Raw genomic sequence first — 23,761 nt, 5'->3', positions numbered from 1 at the left:
AAGCTCTGACAGGAGTAAGAACCACCGATGACCAGTCAGACCACCCTGCAGACCCTGCCTGCCCTGGGGACGCGTCCGGCGGCCGGCGCCGCTCCGAGCCGCGCCGAGACCCGGGAGCAGCTCTCCAAGGCGTCGTACGACCTCCTCATCATCGGCGGCGGCATCCTGGGCATCTCCACCGCCTGGCACGCCGCGCAGTCCGGGCTCAGGGTGGCGCTGGTCGACGCCGGCGACTTCGCCGGCGCCACCTCCTCCGCCTCCTCCAAGCTCCTCCACGGTGGCCTGCGCTACCTGCAGACCGGCGCGGTGAAGCTGGTGGCGGAGAACCACTTCGAGCGCCGTGCGGTCTCCCGTCAGGTGGCTCCCCACCTGGCGAACCCGCTCACGTTCTACCTCCCCGTGTACAAGGGCGGGCCGCACGGCGCGGCGAAGCTCGGGGCGGGCGTCTTCGCCTACTCCGCGCTGTCGGCGTTCGGCGACGGCGTGGGCCACCTGCTGAGCCCGGCGAAGGCCGCGCAGGACGTGCCCGAACTGCGCACGGACAATCTGAAGGCCGTGGCCGTGTACGGCGACGACCAGATGAACGACGCCCGGATGGCGCTGATGACGGTCCGCGCGGCCGTCGACGCGGGCGCCGTCGTCCTCAACCACGCCGAGGTCACCGGGCTGCGCTTCACCCGGGGCCGGGTCACGGGCGCGGAGCTGAAGGACCGCGTCTCGGGCGAGGAGTTCGGCGTGAACGCCCGGCTGGTGCTCAACGCCACCGGCCCGTGGGTCGACCACCTGCGCAGGCTGGAGGACCCGAACGCGGCGCCGTCCATCCGCCTCTCCAAGGGCGCCCACCTGGTGCTCAAGCGCACCTCCCCGTGGAAGGCCGCGCTGGCCACGCCCATCGACAAGTACCGCATCACCTTCGCCCTCCCCTGGGAGGACATGCTGCTGCTCGGCACCACCGACGAGGCGTACGAGGGCGACCCGGCGGACGTCGCGGTCAACGACAAGGACATAGCCCAGATCCTCGACGAGGCCGCCTTCTCGATCCGCGACCAGCAGCTCTCGCGCGACCTGATCACGTACTCCTTCGCGGGACTGCGGGTGCTGCCCGGCGGCCCGGGCGACACCGCGAAGGCCAAGCGCGAGACGGTCGTGACCGAGGGCCGGGGCGGCATGCTGTCCGTCGCGGGCGGCAAGTGGACGACCTTCCGGCACATCGGACGTACGGTGATGAAGAAGCTGGAGTCGCTGCCGGGCCACCCCCTGGGCAACGACTTCGAACCGATCTCCGCGCTGCCGAAGAAGCTGCCGCTGCCGGGTGTCGCCAACCCGCGCGCGGTGGCCCACCGGCTGCTGGTGGACCGCCCCGCGCCCGGCCCGCGCATGGCGCCGGACACGGCCCGGCACCTGGCCACCCACTACGGTTCGCTGGCCTTCGACATCGCCCGCCTCGCCAACGAGAACCCCGAGCTGGGCGAGCGCGTCCACCCGGACGCCCCGGAGATCTGGGCTCAGGTCGTCTACGCCCGGGACCACGAGTGGGCCGAGACGGCCGACGACGTGCTGCGCCGCCGGACCACCCTGACCATCCGGGGTCTCGCCACCGATGAGATCCGCGGCACGGTGCAGGACCTACTCGACAGGAAGTGACACCGAAGGTAAGGGGCGGCCTTCCAGAAGGCCGCCCCTTACCGTTGGGCCGGACCGCCTGGGCTCTTCTCCTCCCGCCTCTCCGATGTCAGCACTGCCGCATGGGGACCCGGCCGGGCGAGGTACCGCATAATGACCCCCAGACATCGGATGTCTATCGGGAGGCGCGCATGGCTGTCACGGACGAGGCGATCGAGAAGATCAAGGGAATGATCGTCTCCGGCGCCCTGCGCCCCGGCGACCGCCTGCCCAAGGAGGCCGAGCTCGCCTCCGGGCTCGGCCTCTCCCGCAACTCCCTGCGCGAGGCCGTACGCGCTCTCGCGCTGATCCGCATCCTGGACGTACGGCAGGGCGACGGCACGTACGTCACGAGCCTGGATCCCCAGCTCCTGCTGGAGGCGCTGACCTTCGTCGTCGACTTCCACCGCGACGACACGGTCCTGGACTTCCTCGCGGTGCGCCGCATCCTGGAGCCGGCGGCCACGGCGATGGCCGCGTCCCGCATCGGCGACCAGCAGCTGGACGCGCTGGCGGCCCAGCTGGACCGGCTCGGGGACGAGCCGTCGGTCGAGCAGCTCGTCGCCTGCGACCTGGACTTCCACCGGGGCATCGTGCAGGCCTCCGGCAACTCGGTGCTCTGCTCGCTGGTGGACGGCCTCTCGGGTCCGACCACGCGGGCCCGCATCTGGCGCGGCCTCACCCAGGAGGACGCGGTCAGCCGGACCCTCCACGAGCACCGCATGATCCTCGCGGCTCTCCGCGACCGCGACGCGGAGGCGGCCCGCTCGTGGGCGACGGTGCACATCGCGTCCGTGGAGCAGTGGCTGCGCTCGACCCTGTGAGGAGCCTCTCCGGACCGGCCGGCAGCGGGCCGGAGCGCCTACGGCGGCCGGGGCGGGGGCGCACGGCCCCCACACGCGCGGGTGAAGCCGCGCGCCCGGCTCGTTCACGCGCGCGGGGAGTCCGGCGCCCTGCTTCCGGCCGTCGGCGGACCCGTGAACAGCTCCGATGAATGGGGGGTGTGTCGGCCTGGCGAACGGGGCAGTGATCCGTTCACCGCCCCTGCACGGGGGCTGCGGAGGGCCCCTTGGCACGCCGTAAGGTTGGGGTGTACACGAGGGCACGTCGGAAGGAGGCGCTGGGTGATCGAGCTGGAGGGGGTTCCCGAGCTGATCGACCCAGTCATGGTGGCCGCGTTCGAAGGCTGGAACGACGCCGGCGACGCCGCCTCCACCGCGGTCGCACATCTCGACCGGGAATGGAAGGGCGAGGTGTTCGCGGCGCTCGACGCCGAGGACTACTACGACTTCCAGGTCAACCGTCCCACGGTGTGGCTGGACGGCGGCGTACGCAAGATCACATGGCCGACGACACGGCTGTCGGTGGTCCGCGTCGGCGGCGACAAGCCCCGCGACCTCGTCCTGGTCCGCGGCATCGAGCCGTCCATGCGGTGGCGCTCGTTCTGCAACGAGCTGCTCGGCTTCGCGCACGAGCTGGGCGTGGAGCTGGTGGTCATCCTGGGCGCCCTGCTCGGCGACACCCCGCACACGCGTCCGGTGCCGATCAGCGGGGTCACCTCGGACCCGGACCTGGCCCGCCGGATGGACCTGGAGGAGACCAAGTACGAGGGCCCCACGGGCATCGTCGGCATCCTCCAGGAGGCGTGCACGCACGCGGGTGTCCCGGCCGTCTCGCTGTGGGCGGCGGTCCCGCACTACGTGTCGCAGCCGCCGAACCCGAAGGCCACGCTGGCCCTCCTGAACCGGCTGGAGGACCTCATCGACGTACGTATCCCGCTGGGCGAGCTGCCCGAGGACGCGCGCGCGTGGCAGGTCGGCGTGGACCAGCTGGCCGCCGAGGACAGCGAGGTCGCCGAGTACGTGCAGACGCTGGAGGAGGCCCGGGACACCGCGGAGCTGCCCGAGGCGTCGGGCGAGGCGATCGCCCGCGAGTTCGAGCGGTACCTGCGCAGACGGGACGGGGGCGGCCCGGGCGGGCACGCCACGGCGGACGGCGACAGCGCCTCGTATCTGCGGGACAACCCCGGCGGCCGTCCACGGCCCCCGAAGCCGCCGCAGCGGCCGGGCACCGAGGACGATGATTCCTCCGAGGACTGAGAAGGACCGGGAAGGGCCGCGAAGGACGGGACCGGAGGCCTCCGAGAGCTGAGGTAAGGGGCGGTGCACAAGGTGCGCCGCCCCTTACGCGTCACCGTGGGCCCGCCTCAGCGCTCCACGGCCACCAGGGTGTACGTCGTCTCCGGCGTGGGCGTCGTGGTGAAGCGGGCGTTGGGCAGGTAGAGCCTGCTCCGGTACGCGGCCGCGGTGGTCGGCACGTCGAAGTGCGGGCTCGTCAGGCGCTCGCGGAAGACCCCGCTCCGGCCGTCCGGTGCCAGGCGGAACACGTCGATCGCGTCCTGCCGGTTCTGCACCACGTACAGCGTCCGCCCGAGGAGCAGCAGACCGTCGCCGTTGGTGAGGGGTGCCGCGTCGCCGAGGCCGACGAGCCGGGTGACGCCGGTCCTCGGATCGACCCGGTGCAGCGCGCCCACCCCGGACTGCACCACCAGCAGCGCCGTGCCGTCGGGGGTGCGGGTGATGCCGTTGGCGTTGACCACCTCGCCGGGGACCTGGTCCCAGTCGCCGCGCAGGGTGATCCGTACGGCCTCGTCCGCGTCCGGCAGCGCGCCGTTCCGGCCGAGCGGCAGGGCGTACAGGGCGGGCTGGTAGGAGTCCGTGAACCAGGCCGCACGCGGGGTGAGGAACACGTCGTTGACGAAGGTCGGGGCCGCCGTGGTGAGCGGGTACGAGGCCAGGACGGCGCCCGTGCGCGCGTCGACCACGCGGGCGCCCTGACCGCGTCCGGCGACGAACAGCCGTCCCCGGTCGTCGAGCTTCAGCCCGACCGAGGGCGTGCCGGGGCCGGCCGAGACGACGCGGCCCCGCCCCGAGCGCAGGTCGGCGCGGTAGATCGAGCCGTCGCCGAGCGAGCCGAGGTAGGCGTACGGGCCGCCGCCGATCGCGATGCCCTCGGGGCGGAAGCCGTCGGGCAGGGGGATCACGGCCGGCCAGGTCCTCCCGGCGTCCCCGGTCTTCCCGGAGCGGGCGGCCGCGCCGGCCGGTGAGCCGGTGAGCAGGGCACCGGCGGCCGCGGCCGAGGCCGTGAGCAGCGCTCGCCGGCCGAGGTGGGGTGCCGAGGGGTGAGGTGCGAAGGAGGAGTGCGGGGGTGCCACGTTCGCGTCCTTCCGCAAGGGACCGGCAGCTGGCCGGTCCAACGGTCAACTACCTCGCCAGCCCATCACACACCGGCGGCCCCCGCAGCACCCGACAGCCTTTCCACGGCGATTCGACAGCTCGCCGACAGGATCTGGCCGGTTTGTTACGTGACATCTGCTTCAGGACGGATTGCACACGTTACCCAATTCAACTTGTTTTGAAACCGAGTTGACGACGGCGGTCTTTACGCGGCGTCCCGGGCGTGCTTGGTTGTGCTGCGGGGCGCGGCCCGGGGGGCGCACATGGCATCCGCCCTTACATGGCTCGGGCCGCTTCCGGGCCACCCGCTACTTGGCACCCGCACGGACCGGAGGGAGCGGTACGCGATGACCGACCAGGTACAGCCGGAGCAGGGCCCGGGGGCGTCCGGACCCGGGCCCGACGGAGCGGGATTCACCTACCGAGGGACCGAACAGGAACTGATCGTCGTCGCCCGCCCCGAAGCCCGGCTGCGTGCCCGGCCGGAGGGCGTCCGCTCGGCGGCCGGTGCCGACGTCTCGGCCCTGAACATGTTCCTCAGCGACGAACAGCTCACGCTCGAACCGCTGTTCGGCAGCGAGGAACGACTGCAGTCCACCGCCGTGAGCGGTGAGAACGTACCCGACCTGACGCTGTTCTACCGGGTCCGCGGCGGTGCCGACCGGGCCGAGGAACTGCGCTCCAGGATCGCCGCCCTCCCGGGCATCGACACGGCGTACGTGAAGCCCGGCGCCGTACCGGCGTCACTGGGCTCGGTGGGGCAGAGCTCCGACGACAACCGCAAACTGAAGGAGGGCGCTCCGGTCACCCCGGACTTCACCAGCCGCCAGGGCTATCTGCGCCCCGCGCCCGAGGGCGTGGACGCGTACTGGGCCTGGCAGCGGCCCGGCGGGGCCGGGCAGGGCGTGACCGTGATCGACGTGGAGGGCGCCTGGCAGTTCGGGCACGAGGATCTGTCCGCGAAGCTCGCCGGTGTCGTGGCGGGCACCCCGTTGACGGACCTGGCCTGGCGCAACCACGGCACCGCCGTGATCGGGGTGATCGGCGGCGACCGCAACGAGTACGGCATCACCGGCATCGCGCCGGACGCGGTGACCGCGGCGGCGTCCTTCCAGGACATCGGCACCGCGGCCGCCATCCAGGCGGCCGCCGACCGGCTCGGACCGGGCGACATCGTGCTGGTCGAGCTGCACCGGCCGGGGCCGCGCAACGACTTCGAGGTGCGCGACGACCAGCGCGGCTACATCCCGCTGGAGTGGTGGCCCGACGACTTCGCGGCCATCCGGTACGCGACCGCCAAGGGCGTCCTCGTGGTGGCCGCGGCGGGCAACGGCGGGGAGTCGCTGGACGACGCGATCTACGAGCGCCGCCCGGACTTCTTCCCCGAGTGGTGGCGCAACCCGTTCAACCTGTCCAACCAGTCCTCCGGCGCGGTGCTCGTCGGCGCCGGCGCCCCGCCGCCGGGCACGCACGGCCGCGACCACGGTCCGGACCGCTCGCGCCTGGCGTTCTCCAACTACGGAGGCCGCGTGGACGCACAGGGCTGGGGACGGGAGGTCACGACGACCGGAGGCTTCTGGGACCGGCCCGGCGATCTGCAGGGCGGGGCGGAGGAAGTCGTCTGGTACACGGACACGTTCTCGGGGACCTCATCCGCCTCCCCGGTGGTGGTCGGCGCCCTGGCCTGCCTCCAGGGCATGCTCAAGGCGTCCGGCCAGGAGCCCATGTCCCCGGAACGTGCCCGTCAGGTGTTGCGGACCACCGGTTCCCCGCAGCAGGACGCGCCGGGCCGGCCCGCATCCCAGCGGATCGGCAACCGGCCGGACATCAAGGCGGCGGTCTCCCGCCTGCTGCCGGAGGCGGTCGGCTCGGGCCAGGCCGAGAGGTACTGGGACGAGCTGCTGCCGTATCCGCGTGAACTTCCGCCGAGGCTCCGGCTGTTCGTGGCCGGCACCTGGCGGAACCTGAACGACCCGTCCCCCGAGATCCGCCAGGCGGTGCACGCCGCGTTCGCGGGGGGACGGCCCGACGTCCGGGTCTGGTTCTCGGACGACGAGATCGTCGGCCTGGTGGTCACCGGCTGAGGACCTGGTCGTCCACGGACCGCCGAGATCCGGCGAACCGATGCACCGACGAACCGACGAACCGACGAACCGACGCAATCCCATCCATCGCATCACGGAAGGTGGCACCCGCATGAGCACCACCCCGCAGATGAGTTCCCTGGGACAGCAGCAGGGCCAGCAGTTCCCGAGCACCTCCCCGTTCCAGCAGCAGGGCCAGCAGCAGCCCTTCGGCCAGCAGCAGCCCTTCGGGCAGCAGCAGCCGTTCGGGCAGCAGGGCTACGGCCAGCAGCAGCCCATGGGGATGATGGGCGGCTCGCTCGAGCAGCTGCAGCAGCTGGGCCAGCAGCAGCCGTTCCAGCAGCTGCTCCAGCAGCTGGGCCAGCAGATGGGCCAGCAGCAGCAGCCGTTCCAGCAGATGGGCCAGCAGCAGCAACAGCAGCAGCAGCAGGACCAGCAGGCGCAGCAGCAGGAGCAGCAGATCCAGCAGCACCTGCAGCAGGTGCTGGTCTCCGCGGTCCAGCAGGTCGTGCAGCATGTGCAGCAGCAGCGCCTCGCCTCGGGTGTGGCGGACGGCTTCATCATCATCGTCCACCCGCTGCAGGGGCACGCGCGTCACGTCGTCCTGCGCATCAACAACCAGCTCCGCGTCCTGCAGGCCGCGACCCCGGAGGCTCTCGAGGACGTCCAGCGGGCGTTCGCGTACCAGCAGCCGGTCATCGGTGTCTGGGACACGCAGTCTCCGCACGTGCTGCGCAGCGTTCGGATCCAGCGGATCTGAGTGAGCTGACCGGCAGCATCTAAGGCACGAACGCACCCAGGGGCGCTTCCTCCGCCGGAGGAAGCGCCCCTTTCCGGTTCGGCAGTGCCTACAGGGCGACGCCCAGCAGCGCGTCCACCGCCCGTGACACCACACCGGGCGCGGCCTCGTCCGTGCCGCCCCGCTCCTGCTGGAGCGCGGCCCAGCGGTCGACCGCGGCGAGCGCGGCCGGGGCGTCCAGGTCGTTCGCGAGGGCCTCGCGGACCTCCTCGACCAGGGCCTCGGCGGGCGGGCCGTCGGGCCGGGAGACGGCGGCGCGCCACCGGCCGAGCCGCTCCTCGGCGTCCCGCAGCACCTGGTCGGTCCACTCCCAGTCGGACCGGTAGTGGTGGGAGTGCAGCGCGAGCCGGATGGCGGCGGGGTCGACGCCGTCGCGGCGCAGCCGCGACACGAAGACCAGGTTGCCCTTGGACTTCGACATCTTCTCCCCGTCGAGGGCCACCATCCCGGCGTGGACGTACGCCTTCGCCATGGGGAACTCGCCGGTCAGCACCTGGGCGTGCGAGGCGCCCATCTCGTGGTGCGGGAAGACCAGGTCGGAGCCGCCGCCCTGGACGTCGAAACCCATGCCGAGGTGGTCCAGGGCGATGGCCACGCACTCGATGTGCCAGCCGGGCCGGCCCCGGCCGAGCGAGCCGCCGTCCCAGCTGGGCTCGCCCTCGCGGGCGGCCATCCAGAGCATCGGGTCGAGCGGGTTCTTCTTGCCCGGGCGGTCCGGGTCACCGCCGCGCTCGGCGGACAGCAGCCGCATCGCGGCGGCGTCCAGGTGCGAGACGGAGCCGAAGTGGGGGTCGGCCTCGACGGAGAAGTAGATGTCCCCGTCGAGCTCGTAGGCGGCGCCCGCGTCCCGGAGCCGCTCCACCAGCGGGACGATCCCGGGTATCGCCTCGACGGCACCGACGTAGTGCTTCGGCGGCAGCATCCGCAGGGCCGTCATGTCCTCGCGGAAGAGGGCGGTCTCCCGCTCGGCGAGGCCCGACCAGTCGATGCCGTCCCGCTGCGCGCGCTCCAGCAGCGGATCGTCGACGTCGGTGACGTTCTGCACGTAATGGACCTGCCGCTTGGTGTCGAGCCACACGCGCTGCACGAGGTCGAACGCGTTGTAGGTCGCCGCGTGTCCCATGTGCGTGGCGTCGTACGGAGTGATTCCGCACACATAGATACGGGCGACGGGACCGGGGGCGAGAGTCACCTGGTCCCCGGTCGCGGTGTCGTGGATCCTCAGGTCGCGGCCCTGACCAGGCAGGGCGGGGACCTCGGAAGCGGGCCAGGCATGCATGTCATGAGCCTAACCGGACGGATGTTCCGTATACGAACGGGCCGGGCCGGATGGCCGGTACGGCCCTCTTGCGCACCCGCCGTTCCGTGTGTCCTCCCTGGCAGGGGGCGGGTGGATGGGCCTGCTCGCGACGGGCGGGACGGCACTGATCACGGCGGGGGGACGGACCTGGCCGCGGCGACAGGACGGGCCTGCCCGCGGCCGCAGGACGGGGCCGGGTGCCCGGGAGCAGGCCCCGTCTCCCCCGCCTACCGTCCCGGCGCGGCAACGCTCACACGGGCGGCCAGGGAATCGCCGGCCACTCGCCGCCGGGCTCGGGATGGCGGCCCGAGGCGAGCAGGGCGTCGACCCGCGCGCGGGTGGCGTCGAGCTCGGCCGCGGTGATCAGCTCCGACAGGGCCGCCGCCAGCGCCCCGCCGCCCTCCAGGCCCTGCTTCAGCCGGGTCAGCGCCTCGGTCGCCTCCGTCGTGAGGGGCTCGCCCGCCCAGCCCCACAGCAGCGTGCGCAGTTTGTCCTCGGTGTGGAAGGTCACCCCGTGGTCGATGCCGTACAGCCGTCCGCCGGCGGCCGGCAGCAGATGGCCACCCTTGCGGTCGGCGTTGTTGATGACCGCGTCCAGCACGGCGAGGCGCCGCAGCCGCTCGTCGTCGGCGTGCACGAGCAGCGCCGTCCTGCCCTCGCCGACCTCGGCGAACCCGATCGCCTTCCAGCCCTCCCCGGGTTCCTCACCGTCGACCAGTGCGAGCAGCTCGGCACCGGGTTCCGGTTCGGGGTCCGGCTCGATCCACAGCTGGCACATGCCCTCGCCGTACGGCCCGTCGCGCAGCACCGTGGGCGGCACGAGCCCCCAGCCGGTCGCCTCGGACACCTCGTACGCGGCGACCTCGCGCTCGGCGAGCGTGCCGTCGGGGAAGTCCCACAGGGGGCGCTCCCCGGCCACGGGCTTGTAGATGCAGGCCGCCTCCCGGTCCTCGAGGGCGACCGTGCAGTGCAGCGCCGCGTTGGACGCCTCGCGGATGCGGCCGCGCACGGTCAGCTCGCCCTTGGCGAGCAGTTCGGTGACACCCGTGCCCGGGGTCACGCTCCGCGGCGGTATCCGTTCTGGCGCGGACATACGTGTCCCTCCGGGTCGAGCGGCAGGCTGCACAACGGGCACGGCGGGCGCCCGGCGTTGACGACGTCGAGGGCGCGCTTGGCGAAGGCCCGGGCCTGCGCGCCGGTGAGCCGGACCCGGAGCATGGGCGGGCCGTTCTCGTCGTCCTGGAGGAGCCTCTCCTCCGCCTCGGCGAGATCCTCGTCGGAGTCGGCCTCCAGCTCCACCAGGGCCTGCGCCTCGACGATCATGCGCTCTTCCTCGCCGTCCCAGGCCAGTGCCATGGTGCCGACGCGGAACTCCTCCTCCACGGGGCTCTCCAGCGGCGCGGTGTCCGCGATCTCCGTGGGGGCGACGGCCGGGACGGCGGCGCTGCCGCCGCTGCGCCGTACGACCTCGTCGAGCAGCTCGTCCATGCGCTCCGCGAGCGCGGCCACCTGGGTCTTCTCCAGAGCGACGCTCGTGACGCGGTGCCCTGCGGAGGCCTGCAGGAAGAAGGTACGGCGCCCGGGCAGCCCGACCGTACCGGCCACGAAGCGGTCCGGGGGGTCGTAGAGGAACACCTGACGGGACACGTCCTGTCTCCATTGGAATCGACATCGGGACCGGCCGCTGCGGCTGCTGACGAGTTCAGCGCCGTCGCGACCGCTTCACCCTACTGCGGCGGACGATCACGGTGCGCCCGCATCGCCCCCGACCGGTGCGTTGGCGTCGGACGACTCCTCCCGCGGTGCGAGGGAGGCCAGATTCCCGGTGTCCCCGAGGCGAACCAGAAACGGGCGGAGCCGGGTGTAACGGATCGCCGTGATGGAACACGGTTCCACGGAGATCCTTTGGAAGAGGTCGAGATGAAGCCCGAGCGCGTCCGCCACGAGGGACTTGATGATGTCCCCGTGCGAGCACATCAGGTACACGGCGTCGGCGCCGTGGTCGCGTTCCACGCGCGCGTTCCACTCGCGCACCGCGTCCACGGCGCGTGCCTGCATGGCCCGCATCGACTCGCCGCCGGGGAACTCGGCGGCGGACGGGTGCGCCTGGACGACCTGCATCAGCGGCTCGTCCGTCAGTTCGGCGAGCTTGCGGCCGGACCAGTCGCCGTAGTGGGCCTCGCCGATCCGTTCCTCGGTGTGCGGGCGCAGTTCCGGGCGGGCCTCGAGCAGCGGCCGGACGGTCTCCTGGCAGCGCTGCAGCGGGCTGACCACCACCTCGGAGATCGGCAGCTCCGCGAGCCGCCCGGGCAGTGCGGCCGCCTGCGCGGCCCCGCGCTCGTCGAGGGCGACGCCGGGCGTCCACCCGGCGAGCACCCCGGAGGTGTTGGCGGTGGACCGCCCGTGCCGGACAAGGATCAACGTGGGCATGCGGCCCAGCCTAAACGGCACGCGCGCGGACTCCGCGGGGGATTTCACGGCCCGGGACACCTCCCGGGCCGTACGACGGGGGGCCTCGGCCCGCTCCGCACGGCGAAGGGAAGCACTCTGTGATCGTCGACTGTGCCGTCTACCGCCAGGGGCACCGTACGGAGGGGCCCGAGGACTTCTCCGACGCCCTGAGCGCCGCGCGGGCCGCGGGCGGCTTCGTCTGGATCGGCCTGCACGAGCCGACGGAGAAGGAGTTCGACCTGGTCAGCCGCGAGTTCGCACTGCACCCGCTGGCCGTGGAGGACGCCCTGAACGCGCACCAGCGGCCCAAGCTGGAGGTCTACGAGGACTCGCTGTTCCTGGTGCTGAAGCCCGTCGTGTACGAGCCGCACAGCGACGCGGTGTCCACGGGCGAGCTCATGATCTTCCTCGGTGACGGCTTCGTGGTGACCGTACGGCACGGGGAGGGCGCGCCGCTCGCGGCCGTACGCCGCCGTCTGGAGCAGGAGCCCGAGCTGCTCGGCAAGGGTCCGACGGCCGTGCTGTACGCGATCGCGGACGCGGCGGTGGACCACTACCTGGACGTGGCGACCGAGCTCCAGAACGACCTGGAGGAGCTGGAGACGGAGGTCTTCTCACCGGAGGTCGGCAGCTCGCGGCACACCGCGTCGCGGATCTACACGTTCAAGCGGCAGATCCTGGAGTTCCGGCGGGCCACCGGCCCGCTCGGCCCGCCCATGAGCCGGCTCTCGGGCCCGGGCGGCGCCGGCGGGGCGGTGCCCTTCGTGGACGACAGCGCCCAGCCCTTCTTCCGCGATGTGAACGACCACCTCACGCGGGTCAACGAGTCGGTGGACGGTCTCGACCGGCTGGTGTCGGACGTGCTGTCGGCGCACCTCGCGCAGATGGGCGTCCGGCAGAACGACGACATGCGGAAGATCTCTTCGTGGGCGGCGATGGCCGCGGTCCCGACGATGATCGCGGGCGTCTACGGCATGAACTTCGAGCACATGCCGGAGCTGCACTGGACGGCGTCCTACCCGGCGGTGATCGCGGTGATGGCGGTGCTGGAGCTGCTGCTGTACCGGCTGTTCAAGCGGAGAGGATGGCTTTAGGCCGGACCGGTCACGCGAACTCGGGGGACTCGGGAGACACCGCCGCCGGCCCGCCCAGGGCGTCGCGGCGTTCCGGCATCCTCAGGGAGACCATGCGCCGCCAGCCGCCGAGCCGCTCGTACAGGTACACGGCGTGGATGCCCGCGGCGAGGGCGGCCGCCTTGGCCTTCGGCCAGCCGAGGACGCGCCCCATGGCGGCCATCACGGCGAGGCTGACGTCGCGGTGGACGCGGATCTCGGCGAGGGCGCACTCCCGCAGGGTGCGCTGGATCGCGCGGCCGTGACCCGCCGCCGCGAGGCGCAGCAGCTCCTCTTGGCAGTACGCGAGGTGGTTGTCCTCGTCGTCGGAGATCATCTTCACCGCGCGGCCGATGTCGGGGTGGTCGGCGAAGTGCCTGCGGAGCAGTCCCATCTGCTCGGAGGCACGCTGTTCGGTGACCCTGCTGTGCGCGAGGTAGACGACGATGTCCTCGACCGTGAGCGGCTCGTCGGCCTTGAGCTTCTCGTGGGCGAGGCCGATACCGCCGCGCTCCAGGAGCATCGTGTAGTCGGCGCCGGACGGGACCTCGACCGGTTCGAGGCCGCGTTTCCGCAGGAGGGCGTTGAAGATGCGCCCGTGCTTGTCCTCGTCGGCGCCATGGCGGGTGATCTTGGGTGCGAGGGTGCGCTGGCTCTCCGGGACGAGCGCGGCGATCCGGGCGTTCTCCCAGCCTCCCTGTGCCTCCCCGCTGGCGGCGACGGAGCAGAACAGCCGGAAGGTCTCGTCGTGGTCGAGGATCTCCTGGAACAGACTTTTGGCCGAAAACATGCTGGGCACCTCTCTGCAGGATTCCACAGAGAAGGAGTCAAATGCGGTGGCAGCGGGCGGAGCAACACCGGTGTCGGACAAATCCGCCGAATGACGGACGGGACACGCGCCAGGGGGCGTAACCAACCAGGGCGGCGGGCGTTGTCCCGGTGACGGCCGTGGCGGGGAAGACCCCCCGAGCCCCCACCACGGCCGCAGACGCCCCCATGCACCCCCGGCGCTTCTTCGCGCCTCTCCTCCGCTACGCGAGCCCGGCCCGCTCCAGGGCCTCGGCGCCGGCCCGCAGCGAGGCGATCCGCTCGTCGAGCGTGAAGCCCGCAGGCGCCAGCGTGAGCGTGGTGACCCCGGCCTGGGCGTAGGCCCGCATCCGGTCGGCGATCCGCGCCACGGAGCCCAGCAGGGTGGTCCGGTCGATCAGCTCGTGCGGGACGGCCGCCGCCGCGCCGTCCTTGTCGCCGGACAGGTACTTGTCCTGGATCTCGGCGGCCGCCTCCTCGTACCCCATGCGCCGGGCGAGCTGGTTGTAGAAGTTCTGCTTGCGGCTGCCCATGCCGCCGACGTACAGCGCGGTGTAGGGCCGGAAGGTGTCGGCGAGCGCGGTCACGTCCTGGTCGTCGCCGACGGCGAGCGGCAGCGTCGGGCACACGTCGAAGCCGTCCATGGTCTTCCCGGACTTCTCCCGCCCGGCCCGCAGATGCCGGACGGCGGTGTCCTCCAGGTGCTCGGCCGAGGGGAAGATCAGCAGCGCGCCGTCGGCGATCTCACCGGTCTGCTCCAGGTTCTTCGGGCCGATCGCGGCGATGTACAGCGGGACGTGCTCGCGCTGCGGGTGCACGGTCAGCTTGATCGGCTTGCCCGGGCCGCCGGGCAGGGGCAGGGTCCAGTGCTCGCCCTCGTAGGAGAGGCGCTCGCGGGTCATCGCCTTGCGCACGATCTCGACGTACTCGCGGGTCCGCGCCAGCGGCTTGTCGAACTTCACGCCGTACCAGCCCTCGGAGACCTGCGGGCCGGAGACGCCGAGACCGAGCCGGAACCGGCCGCCGGAGAGCGAGTCGAGCGTGGCGGCGGTCATCGCGGTCATCGCGGGCTGCCGGGCCGGGATCTGGAAGATCGCCGAACCGACGTCGATGCGCTCGGTCTGCGCGGCGACCCAGCTGAGCACGGTGGCCGCGTCGGAGCCGTACGCCTCGGCGGCCCAGCACACGGCGTAGCCCAGCCGGTCGGCCTCCTGGGCGACGGCGAGATTGTCCGCGTCCATTCCGGCACCCCAGTAGCCGAGGTTGATCCCGAGCTGCATGCCGATTCCCCTTACCGATCAGTAACGTCGCTGTCGCGGCAGACACTAGCGCGCGGACGCCCGCGGTGGTGAGGGAGCCGTCCGCCGGGCGCGGGCGGGGCCGGTCCCGGCCGTGGGACCGGTTGTCCACAGGCCCCCCGCGTATCCAGTTCAGGCCAGTAATGTCGCGTGCATGGAGCAGAGGCATCTCGGCCGTACCGGCCTGCGTGTGTCGCGGATCGGGCTCGGCACCCTGACCTGGGGACGTGACACGGGCGAGCACGACGCCGCGGACATGCTGAAGGCGTTCTGGGAGGCGGGCGGCACCCTCGTCGACACGGCGGACGTGTACGGCGACGGGGACGCCGAGTATCTGCTCGGGCGCCTCATGGAGTCGCTGGTGCCGCGCGAGGACCTCGTCATCTCGACGAAGGCGGGCAGCGTCCCCGACCCGGACCGCCGCTTCGACGGCTCGCGCGGCCATCTGCTCTCCGCGCTGGACGCCTCCCTGGCCCGGCTGGGCACGGACCACGTGGACCTGTGGCACGTCCACGCCTACGACCCCGGCACCCCGCTGGAGGAGACCCTCCAGGCGCTCGACCTGGCGGTGAGCAGCGGCCGCGCGCGGTACGCGGGCGTGTCCAACTTCTGCGGCTGGCAGCTGGCGAAGGCGGCGACCTGGCAGCTCGCCGCTCCCGGCATACGCACCCGCCTGGCCAGCACACAGATGGAGTACTCGCTGCTCCAGCGCGGCGTGGAGCGTGAGGTGCTGCCCGCCGCGCTGGACCTCGGTGTGGGCCTGCTGCCGTCCTCGCCGCTCGGCCGCGGGGTGCTGACCGGCAAGTACCGCCACTCCACTCCCGCCGACTCGCGCGGCGCGTCGGAGCATCTCGCCCCGTTCGTCGCGCCGTACCTCGACGACACCGCGAGCAGCATCGTGGACGCGGTGCGGACGGCGGCGGACGGCCTCGCCACGACCCCGCTGCAGGTGGCCCTCGCCTGGGTCCGCGACCGGCCCGGGGTCGCCGCCCCGATCGTCGGCGCGCGCACCGCGCAGCAGCTCACGGCGGCACTGTCAGTGGAGGCGCTTACGCTTCCTGACGAGATCTGCCGGGCGCTCGACGACGTGTCGGCGCCCGTGCACCGCTATCCCGATCACGACTGGAGCACGCTGTGACCACGGATCCCGCGACCACGGAACCGGCCGAGCCGGAGGCACCGGGCGGCGAGGGCGCCGCCGCGGACGGGGAGCCGGGGACGACCGTGCGCACGCGGACACCGGACGCCACGGAGGCGGCCGGGGGCGGCGAGGACACGGGCGACGACGGCCGGGCGGCCGCCGACGACACCGGCACCGAGGCCGGCGGGACGGGCGCTGACGGGGACGAGAAGGCCACGGACGCGGACGATGCCGGCACGGCTGTGACCGGAAGCGGCGAGGAAGCCGCCGGGGACGGCGCCGAGGACGTGGGCGGCGGGGACACCGGCGACGAGGACGCCGACGGGAAGTCCGGTCTCTCCGAGGCGCAGGCCGAGCTGGCGGCCCAGCGGGTGGAGCGGGAGCGGATCGAGCGGCGCAAGGCCGAGCGGAACGGGCCGATCGACAGCGGGGCGGGGCTCAGCGGGACGGCCGCCGATCTGCTCGCCGCCGTACGCGCCGTGGAGAGCGGCCAGAAGCCCGTCTCCACCGTGTTCGCCGAACCGGAGCCCGCCCCCCGCAGGCCCGCGCCCGAACCCGTGCGGCGCCCGCAGCCCGTGGCACCCACGCCCGCTGCCGCGGCCCCCGCGCGCGAGACCGTCGACACCGTCCGCGCGGTACTGGCCCGGGGCGGCGCCCCCGAGTCGCTCGCCGCACAGGCCGCCGCGGTGCTCGGCGAGAGCGCGGCCGGGGAACTGGGCGCGGATCCCTGGCAGCTGCTGCGCGTCGGCGGGGTCCGGCCCGAGCAGGCGGACGGGTTCGCCCGGGCCCTGCTCGGCGCGGAGTGCGGTCCCGGTGACGAGCGGCGGGGCCGGGCGTTCACCGTCTGGCTGCTGGAGCAGGCGGCGCTCGCCGGGCACACGGCGCTGGAGGTCCCGGCGCTCACGGCGGCGCTCGGCCGGTACACGGTGCCGGACCCGGACGCGGCCGTGCGGAGCGCCGTCGCGGAGGGCGACGCCCTGGTCTTCCAGGACGCCCTCGACCCGGCGTCGGCGGCCCCGGCCCGGGAGACCGGGGACGCGAAGGACGCGGAAGAGACGGGGGACGCGGAGGACGGCGAGGGGGCCGCGGAGCGTCCGGTCCGTGTCCTGATCGGTCTCGAGCGGTACGCCCTCGCCGAGGAGAGTCTCGCCGACGGGCTCGCCCGCGTGATCAACTCCCTGCCGAAGGAGGACCCCGCGGACTGGTCCTCGGCCGCCGCGTCGGCCCCGCGGTCCGCCGCGGAACTGATCCGCGCCGTCGCCGGCCACGGCCTGGTCCTGCACACCGGCGGCGAGGCGTCCCGCGCCGAGCCGGCGGCCCTGCTGACGGCCGCCCGGGCACTCGGCCTGCGGGCCTACGCGGCCACGCACGCCACGGACGGCAGGCAGCGGTTCGCACGGCTGCTCGCCGGCACGCGCGGGAGCGCGCCGGTGTCCGGCGGTGGCGGCGCCGGGGAGACCGTCGACGCACCCGACGCCCTCCAGGCCGTCGCCACCGTGGCCGGGCTTCTCTCCGGTGCGCAGGGGCCGGGGCGGGACGCGGACGGGGCGCTGGACCTCGACCTCCTCGTCGTCCTCGACGCCCCGCAGCTCGACGTCGAGACCGCGGCCGTGCTCACCGAGTCGCTGCCCGACGGAGCCCGGCTCGTACTCAGCGGCGACCCGGGCGTCCTGTGGTCCGCGGGCCCGGGGCGGGTCTTCGCGGATCTGCTCGCCGCCCGCGCCTGCCCCCAGGTCGCCTCGCGCACGCCCGACCCCGGGCCCCTCGGCGAGCTGGTCTCCGGCATCGGCATCGGCGAGCTGAACCAGGTCGACGCCCCGGGCAAGGAGATCGCGATCGTGCCGGTGCGGGACGCCGGCGAGGCCGTCCACCGCACCGTGCAACTGGTCGTGGACTCGGTGCCGCGGGCGCTCGGCATCCCGGCGGAACAGACCCAGGTGATCACCCCGGGCCATGGCGGCGCGGCCGGCACGCGCACGCTCAACGCCGCGCTCAAGGAGCGCCTGAACCCCGGACCCGGCCGCTTCGGCGGCTTCGACCCGGGCGACCGGATCGCCTGGTCCCCCGCGCCGGGCCGCACGGTGTCCGGCCGTGTGACGGGGGCCGACGCCGACGGGCTGCGCCTGGAGTGCGCGGGCGCCCCCGTCGTCGTACCGAAGGAGCGCGTGGAACAGTCCGTACGGCACGGCTGGGCGCTGACCGCGCACCAGGCCGTGGGGCAGCGGTGGCCGGCCGTGGTCGTGGTGCTGCCCGGCGACGCGGCCCAGGCCCTGAACCGCCCCTGGGTCTATACGGCGTTCGGGCGCGCCGAGCGCCATCTGTCCGTGGTGCACGGAGTCGAGCAGGCGCTGCCGCGGGCGGTCGCCGAGGTCTCCGCCAAGCCCCGTACGACGCGTCTGTCCACGCTGCTCAAGGCTCAGGTGCCGACGGCCGGTTGAGCCCACGCGGATGCGGAAGGTGGCGGTCACCGTGTCATGGGGACCGCCACCCCTGCCGTCGTACGGCTCGCCGGACTCGTGGTCCCCTCAGCCGGACCCGTGACCGCTCAGCGATCCGCGTCCAGCGGTTCCAGATCCTCGTCGTCGTCCAGTTCCCCGACGTACGCGGGTGCGGGGCCGAATCCGTCGTCGTCGAGTTCGTCATCGGCCTCGTCGTCGAAGACGGTACTGGCGTCGAACCGGCAGACGACCCGGTCCTGCTCGGGCTGCTCGAAGGGCGTCTCCAGCCATTCGCCGGGCTCGGCAGGCTCGTCCAGGGCCGTCACCCAGAGCGTGGAGTCGCCCTCCTCCAGCCCGAACTCCTTGTGCCGCGAGGCGATCTCATCCGCTTCGAACTCGCCGAACACGATGTCCAGCGCATGTGCCGTACCGCCGTCGCCGGAGCCCTCGTCCCCCGACTCGTCGTCCTCCACGGCCTCGACCCGCTGTGCCTGTGCCAGCAGCCGCTGCGGCTCCACCACGGTGTAGTCCCGCCGGATCAGCACGCTGATGGCCTCGGGTTCCGGGCCGGTGTAGGGCGGTACCGTGCCGGGGATGTCGAACGGCGTGACCTCGTCGTAGCACTGGAAGAGGAGCTCGTCGTAGGCCTCGGCCGCCGCGGCCAGCTCGTTGAACGCTTCGGTGACGGTCGGGGTGTCCTTCCCCGTCCTCCGCTCGACCGCCGCCAGGTGACGGTCGAGCGCGGTCTTGACCGCCTCGGCGGCGGCGCGTACCTCGGCAGCGGTCGGCTGCGCAGCATCAGACATAGTGCAGACGCTATCCGCACCGGGCCCCAGCCCGCACAATAGATGCGATGCCGGAATACGAATTTGTCGACGTGTACGTTCCGCGCGGGGTCTCCCGCAAGGAAGCCACACGTCTGCTGACGGACCATGCCGAGTACGGTCACTGGGAACTGGACCGCCTGAGCCTGCTGCGTGACGGCAGCCGCAAGGTGCGGCTGCGTCGGCGGATCATCCGCCAGGTGCGCGCTACATGGTGAGGGCTTCCGACTGAGAAGAACAACATGAGAAGAACAACGGAAGCGGGCCCCGCCGGTGCGGGGCCCGCTCCGTTGTGCCGGCCGCCGGTTACGAGAGCGCCCGTGCCTTGCGGTAGAGCAGGGCCCCGCCGAGCAGCGCGCCCGCGCCCACCGGGAGCGCGAGGCCGAGCGGAAGGTCACTGCCCGTCCGCGCGAGCTCCGCGATGCCCTGGGGCTGCGTGACGGTCTGCGCGCTGAGGAGGTCCGCCCGCTCGCCGTCCCAGGCCGGGTCGCCCGTACCGCCGGACGCACCGGGACGTCCTGGCTCCCCGGGCTCGCCCGGCCTCGCGTGGTTCCCGGAGTGGCCCGCGCCGTCCGCGTCCCCGGGGGCAGCGGGAGAGCCCGGGGTGCCCTGGTCAGCCGGGTGTCCCGGATCGCCCGGCGGGTTCTCGTGACCGTCGCCCGGAGGCATCGGGTGGCCGCCACCGGAGTGGTCGTCGCCGGAGCCGGCCCCGTTCCCGCACTCGTTCCCGGTGGTGGAGTTGCCGATCCCGACGGCCTGCACGTTGTTGCCGCACACGTTGACCGGGGCGTTCACCGGCACCTGGACATCGTTCCCGGTGGCGACACCGGGCGAGTCACCGGCGACCCCACTGGCCTGGGAACCGCCGCCCCCGTGGCCTCCGTAACCCACGTCATCCCCGTGGCTTCCGTAGCCACCGTCACCATGGGCACCATCACCGTACCCGCCGTACCCGCCGTACCCGCCGTCATCGCCCTGGGCTCCGCCTCCACCGTTGGCGCACCGGTTGCCCGCCGACGGGTTGAACTCCCCCACGACGCTCACGGTGTTGCCGCAGACGTTGGCCGGCGCGTGCACCGGAGCCTGCACGGAGTTGCCCGAGAGCACCCCGGGCGAGTTGGCGGCGGTGCTCTGGGCGCCGGAGTCGGCGCTCGCGTAGCCGCCGGTCGCGGCGATGACGCCCGTTGCCGCCGCCATGGTCATCAGGCCCTTGCGAGTGACCTGTCGCATCGTCGAATTCCCTGCCTTCGTGTCCTGGATCGCTTCACTCGGAGAAGCCGGTCGGCCCCGGAGCGCGGCTCGCACTCCGGGGCCGACGGGCTCAGACCCTCATGGGATGAGGCACGACGTCACTTGCTGTAGCAGGCGTTGCCGAAGGCGGGGTTCATCAGCCCGACCACGTTGACCGTGTTGCCGCAGATGTTCGGCGAGACCTTGACGGGCACCTGCAGGACGTTGCCCGAGAGGACACCAGGGGAGCCCACGGCCGCAGCCTGGGCGCCCGTGTGAGCGGCAGCCAGTCCCGCACCCGCGAGAACCAGACCGCCGGTGGCAGCCGCGGTGGCGACGACCTTCTTGATCATTATTCCTCCTTGTTGACAATGAGATCCCGTAGTGCGGATCACACGGTCTGAAACGAGGAAGGAGTAATAGAGATACGAGCTGATGGTCTCATTCACTCGTCCCGGTCGATCATCGTACGGACTGCCGAATCGCTCAGGCCGAATCGCTCAGGCCGGCTCCGCTCAGGACGCGTCGATGAAACGGTCGAGCACCCGCACGCCGAACTTCAGGCCGTCCACCGGCACCCGCTCATCGACACCGTGGAACATGCCCGCGAAGTCCAGCTCCGGCGGCAGCTGCAGCGGCGCGAAGCCGAAGCAGCGGATGCCGAGGTCGTCGAAGGACTTGGCGTCGGTGCCGCCGGAGAGCATGTACGGCACCGCCCGGGCGATCGGGTCCTCGGCGCGCAGCGCGCTCTGCATGGCGTCGACGAGCCGGCCGTCGAAGTCGGTCTCCAGGGCCTTGTCCGCGTGCACGTCCTCCCGCTTGACCCGCGGGCCGAGGATCCGGTCGAGGTCGGCGAGGAACTCCTCCTCGTAGCCGGGCAGGAAGCGGCCGTCGACGTGCGCGGTGGCCTGGCCCGGGATGACGTTGACCTTGTAGCCGGCGCCGAGCATGGTCGGGGCGGCCGAGTTGCGCAGGGTCGTGCCGATCATCTTGGCGATGCCGCCGAGCTTGGCCAGCGTCTCGTCCATGTTGTCCGGGTCGAGCTCGGTGCCGAGCGCGTCGGACAGCTCGTCCAGGAAGGCCCGTACGGTCTTGGTGACCCGCACCGGCCAGGTGTGGCGCCCGAGCCTGGCGACGGCGTCGCAGAGCTCGGTGATGGCGTTGTCGGTGTTGGTCATCGAGCCGTGCCCGGCCGTGCCGTCCACGGTGAGCCGCATCCAGTGCATGCCCTTCTCGGCGGTCTCGACGAGGTAGAGCCGCAGCTTCTCGTTGACCGTGAAGGAGAACCCGCCGACCTCGCCGATCGCCTCGGTGACGCCCTCGAAGAGGTCCGGGTGCTTGTCGACCAGGTACTTCGCGCCGTACGTGCCGCCGGCCTCCTCGTCGGCGAGGAAGGCGAGCACGATGTCGCGCGGGGGCTTGCGGCCGCTGCGCAGCCGGTCGCGCACGACCGCCAGGGTCATGGCGTCCATGTCCTTCATGTCGACCGCGCCGCGGCCCCACACGCAGCCGTCCGCGATCTCGCCGGAGAACGGGTGGCGGGTCCAGTCCGAGGCGTTCGCCGGGACGACGTCGGTGTGGCCGTGGATGAGGAGCGCGGGCCGGGACGGGTCCTCGCCCTCGATGCGGGCGACCGTGGAGGCGCGCCCCTGGTGGGACTCGAAGATCTTCGGTTCGAGACCGACCTCGGCGAGCTTCTCGGCGACGTACTCGGCGGCCTTCCGCTCGCCCGGGCCGGAGTGGTCGCCGTAGTTGCTGGTGTCGATGCGGATCAGCTCGCGGCAGAGGTCCACGACCTCGTCCTCGCCGGTGACGCCCCTGGTCGTGTCCGTGTCGCTCACGCTGCTTCCTCCCGCTGTCGTCGCTGGTGGTTCCCCTCATCCTCCCTCCGCTGCCCCGCCCGCCCAAGACCGGGCCCGGCCCGTCACACGCCGTTCACACCGGACGGGGAAGCGGGGCGGGTGGTGGGACGGGAGTGGGCCCGGGGTGGGACCGGGAGGTGATCGAGGGCCCTCGAAAGCCTGGTAATGTTTTCTCTGTCGCCGCGAGGGAAACCCCGCACGACAGACACCTTGTCCGGGTGGCGGAATGGCAGACGCGCTAGCTTGAGGTGCTAGTGCCCTTTATCGGGCGTGGGGGTTCAAGTCCCCCCTCGGACACCACGGCGAAGGCCCCGCTCCTCCCAGAGGAGCGGGGCCTTCGGCTTACGGTCGCGGCTCAGCCTCGGTCGCGGCTCAGCCCCCGGTCGCGGGGACCTTCAGCCTGTCCCAGCTGGTTCTGCCGGGGATGCCGTCCGCGTCCTGGCCCCTGTAGCCCAGCTTCCGCTGCCAGGCCGAGTAAGACCTCCGGTCGGCCTCGGTCCACTCGGGGCCCGGCCCCTCCTCGTAGCGGCCGCAGCCCTCGGCCACCAGACGGCGGCCCATGGCGGTGATCACCGGGGATCTGCGGCCCACGCGGAACCAGCCGCTGCCCGGGAACGGCTCGTACGCCGGCGCCGGGTCCTGACCACCGCCACCCTGGCCGCGCAGCCGCTCGGCTATGCGCTTGCGCATGCTGCTCATCGTGAAGCCGCGCGGATCGACCTTGCCGGGCTGCCACTCCAGATGGCCGATCACGGACCGCTCGGTCCAGCCGTGGTGACGGCAGATCGCGGCGGCGGCCTTCTCGACGGCCTCCTTCTGCGCCTCGGGCCAGGGGTCCCTGCCGTCGCCGAGGTTGATGCACTCGAAGCCGTAGAAGTGCCGGTTGCCGTCGGTGTCGGCCTCGTTGTCGGCCGGCAGGGCCGTCTCGCCGATCACGGCGCGCAGGACGTCGCCGTCGCCGAGGCCCGCGTGGTTGGCGCGGCCGTTGCCGACGAGGTGGACGTGGCCCCGCTTGTCGATGACGCCGTGGCACAGGGGGCCCGGCAGGCCGGAGTAGCCGTCGTAGCAGATGTTCACGGACGCGGTGGTGCCGGAGGTGACGGTGTGGTGGATCATCACGCCGTTGACCGGTCCCCACGGGCCCTTCGCGTTGCGGTTGTGCGTGCGCCAGCTGCGTACCTCGTGGACCGTCAGGCCCTCCGCGCGCAGGATCTGCACCATCTTCGAGGCGCTCAGGGGTGTCGCCATCACTCGTTTCCTTCCGTGGCTCTCTTCGGCTGCTTCGGCCGGGATGTGGTCCGCGGCCGGAGGGTGGCGGGGGCCGGGTCGCCGTGCGGTCCGGTCAGGTCGGCGGCGAGGGTGCGGGCCTGGTGGAACCGGACGGCGGTCCGCTCGTCGGGCTCGGCGGCCGGCCGGCCCCGGCGCTCACTGCCCTGTCGGGCGCGTCGAGCAGCGCGCGGCTCGCGCTCCGGGCAGCGGCGCCGGCTCTGCGACGGTGCGGCGAGACCTTGCCGACG

At 72.7% G+C, this 23,761-nt stretch carries 21 protein-coding genes and 1 tRNA gene; 10 read left to right on the top strand and 12 right to left on the bottom strand.

Annotation, left to right across the window (positions count from 1 at the left end; genetic code table 11):
• Nucleotides 1-27 precede the first annotated feature (27 nt).
• The 3 genes from IE242_RS13540 to IE242_RS13530 all read left to right on the top strand — a co-directional run bounded on the left by IE242_RS13540 (nucleotide 28) and on the right by IE242_RS13530 (nucleotide 3,761).
• Entirely contained in the window at nucleotides 28-1,644 is a 1,617-nt protein-coding gene (locus IE242_RS13540) for a glycerol-3-phosphate dehydrogenase/oxidase (protein ID WP_189858784.1), read from the top strand.
• 170 nt (nucleotides 1,645-1,814) lie between these two features.
• The gene (locus IE242_RS13535) at nucleotides 1,815-2,486 is read left to right on the top strand and encodes a FadR/GntR family transcriptional regulator (protein WP_189858782.1); all 672 of its coding nucleotides are present in this window, start codon (nucleotides 1,815-1,817) and stop codon (nucleotides 2,484-2,486) included.
• Nucleotides 2,487-2,786: 300 nt separating this feature from the next.
• On the top strand, nucleotides 2,787-3,761 hold the full coding sequence (locus tag IE242_RS13530; protein WP_189858781.1) for a PAC2 family protein: 975 nt from the start codon (nucleotides 2,787-2,789) through the stop codon (nucleotides 3,759-3,761).
• Between the two features lie 107 nt (nucleotides 3,762-3,868).
• Here IE242_RS13530 and IE242_RS13525 read toward each other — a convergent pair whose 3' ends face one another.
• Nucleotides 3,869-4,876, bottom strand: coding sequence for an SMP-30/gluconolactonase/LRE family protein (locus IE242_RS13525; protein WP_189858779.1), 1,008 nt, complete (start codon nucleotides 4,874-4,876; stop codon nucleotides 3,869-3,871).
• Between the two features lie 369 nt (nucleotides 4,877-5,245).
• On the opposite strand from IE242_RS13525, the gene IE242_RS13520 reads away from it, so the two are divergent.
• Entirely contained in the window at nucleotides 5,246-6,982 is a 1,737-nt protein-coding gene (locus tag IE242_RS13520; RefSeq protein ID WP_189858777.1) for a S8 family peptidase, read from the top strand.
• A gap of 112 nt (nucleotides 6,983-7,094) precedes the next feature.
• Nucleotides 7,095-7,742 (top strand): hypothetical protein, encoded by a 648-nt coding sequence (locus IE242_RS13515; RefSeq protein WP_189858775.1) that lies wholly within the window; start codon nucleotides 7,095-7,097, stop codon nucleotides 7,740-7,742.
• A gap of 88 nt (nucleotides 7,743-7,830) precedes the next feature.
• On the opposite strand, the gene mshC is transcribed toward IE242_RS13515, so the two are convergent.
• From mshC to IE242_RS13495, 4 genes are all read right to left on the bottom strand, one after another.
• Nucleotides 7,831-9,060 (bottom strand): cysteine--1-D-myo-inosityl 2-amino-2-deoxy-alpha-D-glucopyranoside ligase, encoded by a 1,230-nt coding sequence (gene mshC, locus IE242_RS13510; protein ID WP_189858773.1) that lies wholly within the window; start codon nucleotides 9,058-9,060, stop codon nucleotides 7,831-7,833.
• Between the two features lie 271 nt (nucleotides 9,061-9,331).
• Complete coding sequence (locus tag IE242_RS13505; protein ID WP_189858771.1) at nucleotides 9,332-10,174, bottom strand: SCO1664 family protein; 843 nt, start codon at nucleotides 10,172-10,174, stop codon at nucleotides 9,332-9,334.
• On the bottom strand, nucleotides 10,138-10,728 hold the full coding sequence (locus tag IE242_RS13500) for a DUF3090 domain-containing protein (protein WP_189858769.1): 591 nt from the start codon (nucleotides 10,726-10,728) through the stop codon (nucleotides 10,138-10,140). Before IE242_RS13500 ends, IE242_RS13505 begins: the two co-directional genes overlap by 37 nt.
• A 96-nt stretch (nucleotides 10,729-10,824) precedes the next feature.
• Nucleotides 10,825-11,511 carry a histidine phosphatase family protein gene (locus IE242_RS13495; protein WP_189858767.1) on the bottom strand — a complete coding sequence of 229 codons (687 nt, stop codon included), beginning with the start codon at nucleotides 11,509-11,511 and terminating at the stop codon, nucleotides 10,825-10,827.
• Nucleotides 11,512-11,630: 119 nt separating this feature from the next.
• Here IE242_RS13495 and IE242_RS13490 point away from each other — a divergent pair, with 119 nt between their 5' ends.
• Entirely contained in the window at nucleotides 11,631-12,626 is a 996-nt protein-coding gene (locus IE242_RS13490; RefSeq protein ID WP_189858765.1) for a magnesium and cobalt transport protein CorA, read from the top strand.
• 10 nt (nucleotides 12,627-12,636) lie between these two features.
• On the opposite strand, the gene IE242_RS13485 is transcribed toward IE242_RS13490, so the two are convergent.
• Nucleotides 12,637-13,434 carry a ferritin-like domain-containing protein gene (locus tag IE242_RS13485; RefSeq protein WP_189858763.1) on the bottom strand — a complete coding sequence of 266 codons (798 nt, stop codon included), beginning with the start codon at nucleotides 13,432-13,434 and terminating at the stop codon, nucleotides 12,637-12,639.
• 241 nt (nucleotides 13,435-13,675) lie between these two features.
• Nucleotides 13,676-14,731, bottom strand: a complete 1,056-nt coding sequence (locus IE242_RS13480) for an LLM class F420-dependent oxidoreductase (protein ID WP_189858761.1) — start codon at nucleotides 14,729-14,731, stop codon at nucleotides 13,676-13,678.
• Between the two features lie 172 nt (nucleotides 14,732-14,903).
• Here IE242_RS13480 and IE242_RS13475 point away from each other — a divergent pair, with 172 nt between their 5' ends.
• Together IE242_RS13475 and IE242_RS13470 are read left to right on the top strand one after the other, a co-directional pair.
• On the top strand, nucleotides 14,904-15,887 hold the full coding sequence (locus IE242_RS13475) for an aldo/keto reductase (protein ID WP_189858759.1): 984 nt from the start codon (nucleotides 14,904-14,906) through the stop codon (nucleotides 15,885-15,887).
• Nucleotides 15,884-18,328 (top strand): helix-hairpin-helix domain-containing protein, encoded by a 2,445-nt coding sequence (locus IE242_RS13470; RefSeq protein ID WP_189858757.1) that lies wholly within the window; start codon nucleotides 15,884-15,886, stop codon nucleotides 18,326-18,328. Before IE242_RS13475 ends, IE242_RS13470 begins: the two co-directional genes overlap by 4 nt.
• Nucleotides 18,329-18,435: 107 nt before the next feature.
• Here the strand turns inward: IE242_RS13470 and IE242_RS13465 are convergent, their stop codons facing one another.
• A complete protein-coding gene (locus tag IE242_RS13465) occupies nucleotides 18,436-19,134 on the bottom strand; it encodes a hypothetical protein (protein WP_189858755.1) in 699 nt (232 codons plus the stop codon).
• Nucleotides 19,135-19,181: 47 nt separating this feature from the next.
• Between IE242_RS13465 and IE242_RS13460 the strand changes: the two genes are divergently transcribed.
• Nucleotides 19,182-19,370 carry a DUF5703 family protein gene (locus IE242_RS13460; protein ID WP_043407302.1) on the top strand — a complete coding sequence of 63 codons (189 nt, stop codon included), beginning with the start codon at nucleotides 19,182-19,184 and terminating at the stop codon, nucleotides 19,368-19,370.
• Nucleotides 19,371-19,458: 88 nt separating this feature from the next.
• Here the strand turns inward: IE242_RS13460 and IE242_RS13455 are convergent, their stop codons facing one another.
• The 3 genes from IE242_RS13455 to IE242_RS13445 all read right to left on the bottom strand — a co-directional run bounded on the left by IE242_RS13455 (nucleotide 19,459) and on the right by IE242_RS13445 (nucleotide 22,223).
• The gene (locus IE242_RS13455; RefSeq protein WP_189858753.1) at nucleotides 19,459-20,382 is read right to left on the bottom strand and encodes a chaplin; all 924 of its coding nucleotides are present in this window, start codon (nucleotides 20,380-20,382) and stop codon (nucleotides 19,459-19,461) included.
• A gap of 119 nt (nucleotides 20,383-20,501) precedes the next feature.
• On the bottom strand, nucleotides 20,502-20,735 hold the full coding sequence (locus IE242_RS13450) for a chaplin (RefSeq protein ID WP_189858751.1): 234 nt from the start codon (nucleotides 20,733-20,735) through the stop codon (nucleotides 20,502-20,504).
• 162 nt (nucleotides 20,736-20,897) lie between these two features.
• Nucleotides 20,898-22,223: a M20/M25/M40 family metallo-hydrolase gene (locus tag IE242_RS13445; protein WP_189858750.1), complete on the bottom strand. Its 1,326-nt coding sequence runs from the start codon at nucleotides 22,221-22,223 to the stop codon at nucleotides 20,898-20,900.
• Between the two features lie 233 nt (nucleotides 22,224-22,456).
• On the opposite strand from IE242_RS13445, the gene IE242_RS13440 reads away from it, so the two are divergent.
• Nucleotides 22,457-22,544: transfer RNA gene (locus tag IE242_RS13440), tRNA-Leu, on the top strand.
• Between the two features lie 72 nt (nucleotides 22,545-22,616).
• Here the strand turns inward: IE242_RS13440 and IE242_RS13435 are convergent.
• Nucleotides 22,617-23,492, bottom strand: coding sequence for a peptidoglycan-binding protein (locus IE242_RS13435; RefSeq protein ID WP_189858748.1), 876 nt, complete (start codon nucleotides 23,490-23,492; stop codon nucleotides 22,617-22,619).
• Between the last annotated feature and the right edge of the window lie 269 nt (nucleotides 23,493-23,761).

This window comes from Streptomyces poonensis, from assembly GCF_014650915.1.
Taxonomy (GTDB): Bacteria; Actinomycetota; Actinomycetes; order Streptomycetales; family Streptomycetaceae; genus Streptomyces; species Streptomyces poonensis.
The sequence above is the reverse complement of the archived record's forward strand: the minus strand, read 5'-3'. Positions and strand labels throughout refer to the sequence as shown.

What these genes read in the sequence shown, in the direction of transcription:
- IE242_RS13540 (WP_189858784.1), top strand. Translation starts at nt 28, where the DNA reads ATGACCAGTCAGACCACCCTGCAGACCCTGCCTGCCCTGGGGACGCGT.
- IE242_RS13535 (WP_189858782.1), top strand. Translation starts at nt 1,815, where the DNA reads ATGGCTGTCACGGACGAGGCGATCGAGAAGATCAAGGGAATGATCGTC.
- IE242_RS13520 (WP_189858777.1), top strand. Translation starts at nt 5,246, where the DNA reads ATGACCGACCAGGTACAGCCGGAGCAGGGCCCGGGGGCGTCCGGACCC.
- IE242_RS13515 (WP_189858775.1), top strand. Translation starts at nt 7,095, where the DNA reads ATGAGCACCACCCCGCAGATGAGTTCCCTGGGACAGCAGCAGGGCCAG.
- mshC (WP_189858773.1), bottom strand. Translation starts at nt 9,060, where the DNA reads ATGCATGCCTGGCCCGCTTCCGAGGTCCCCGCCCTGCCTGGTCAGGGC.
- IE242_RS13505 (WP_189858771.1), bottom strand. Translation starts at nt 10,174, where the DNA reads ATGTCCGCGCCAGAACGGATACCGCCGCGGAGCGTGACCCCGGGCACG.
- IE242_RS13495 (WP_189858767.1), bottom strand. Translation starts at nt 11,511, where the DNA reads ATGCCCACGTTGATCCTTGTCCGGCACGGGCGGTCCACCGCCAACACC.
- IE242_RS13485 (WP_189858763.1), bottom strand. Translation starts at nt 13,434, where the DNA reads ATGTTTTCGGCCAAAAGTCTGTTCCAGGAGATCCTCGACCACGACGAG.
- IE242_RS13480 (WP_189858761.1), bottom strand. Translation starts at nt 14,731, where the DNA reads ATGCAGCTCGGGATCAACCTCGGCTACTGGGGTGCCGGAATGGACGCG.
- IE242_RS13475 (WP_189858759.1), top strand. Translation starts at nt 14,904, where the DNA reads ATGGAGCAGAGGCATCTCGGCCGTACCGGCCTGCGTGTGTCGCGGATC.
- IE242_RS13465 (WP_189858755.1), bottom strand. Translation starts at nt 19,134, where the DNA reads ATGTCTGATGCTGCGCAGCCGACCGCTGCCGAGGTACGCGCCGCCGCC.
- IE242_RS13460 (WP_043407302.1), top strand. Translation starts at nt 19,182, where the DNA reads ATGCCGGAATACGAATTTGTCGACGTGTACGTTCCGCGCGGGGTCTCC.
- IE242_RS13455 (WP_189858753.1), bottom strand. Translation starts at nt 20,382, where the DNA reads ATGCGACAGGTCACTCGCAAGGGCCTGATGACCATGGCGGCGGCAACG.
- IE242_RS13450 (WP_189858751.1), bottom strand. Translation starts at nt 20,735, where the DNA reads ATGATCAAGAAGGTCGTCGCCACCGCGGCTGCCACCGGCGGTCTGGTT.
- IE242_RS13435 (WP_189858748.1), bottom strand. Translation starts at nt 23,492, where the DNA reads ATGGCGACACCCCTGAGCGCCTCGAAGATGGTGCAGATCCTGCGCGCG.